At 52.3% G+C, this 1,187-nt stretch carries 1 rRNA gene; it reads right to left on the bottom strand.

What is annotated here, in order from left to right:
• Window positions 1–1,187 (bottom strand): 23S ribosomal RNA (locus AC6LJW_RS29410); the annotation flags it as partial.

The following is a 1,187-nucleotide window of genomic DNA, read 5'->3' as shown; positions in this document are numbered from 1 at the left end:
CAGCAACAGGGACATCCAACACCCTGATGATCTTCCGCGATCCGTCCCCCCATCGCACTGTACGACGGTGCTGGAATATTAACCAGCTTCCCATCAGCTACGCATCTCTGCCTCGCCTTAGGGGCCGACTCACCCTGCGCCGATGAACGTTGCGCAGGAAACCTTGGACTTACGGCGAGGGGGCTTTTCACCCCCTTTATCGCTACTCATGTCAGCATTCGCACTTCTGATACCTCCAGCAGCCTTTACAAGCCACCTTCGCAGGCTTACAGAACGCTCTCCTACCGCGTGCACTAAAAGTGCACACCCGCAGCTTCGGTTTATCGCTTAGCCCCGTTACATCTTCCGCGCAGGACGACTCGATCAGTGAGCTATTACGCTTTCTTTAAAGGATGGCTGCTTCTAAGCCAACCTCCTGACTGTCTATGCCTTCCCACTTCGTTTCCCACTTAGCGATAATTTGGGACCTTAGCTGGCGGTCTGGGTTGTTTCCCTCTTGAGTCCGGACGTTAGCACCCGGTGCTCTGTCTCCCAAGCTGTACTTGCGGGTATTCGGAGTTTGCCATAGTTTGGTAAGTCGCCATGACCCCCTAGCTATAACAGTGCTCTACCCCCCGCAGTAATACTTGAGGCACTACCTAAATAGTTTTCGGAGAGAACCAGCTATTTCCAGATTTGTTTAGCCTTTCACCCCTATCCACAGCTCATCCCCTAATTTTTCAACATTAGTGGGTTCGGTCCTCCAGCACGTGTTACCGTGCCTTCAACCTGGCCATGGATAGATCATCTGGTTTCGGGTCTACACCCAGCGACTGAATCGCCCTATTCGGACTCGCTTTCGCTACGGCTTCCCTATTCGGTTAACCTTGCCACTGAATGTAAGTCGCTGACCCATTATACAAAAGGTACGCAGTCACCCCACAAGGAGGCTCCTACTGTTTGTATGCATACGGTTTCAGGATCTATTTCACTCCCCTTCCGGGGTTCTTTTCGCCTTTCCCTCACGGTACTGGTTCACTATCGGTCGATCACGAGTATTTAGCCTTGGAGGATGGTCCCCCCATCTTCAAACAGGATTTCACGTGTCCCGCCCTACTTGTCTTACGCTTAGTTCCACACACAGAATTTCGTCTACAGGGCTATCACCTGCTACGGCCGGACTTTCCATTCCGTTCGACTATCCTGCG

It is taken from the genome of Achromobacter sp. 1012554356 (assembly GCF_059760815.1).
Note: the sequence above shows the minus strand (reverse complement) of the source record. Positions and strands in the feature narration are given on the sequence as shown.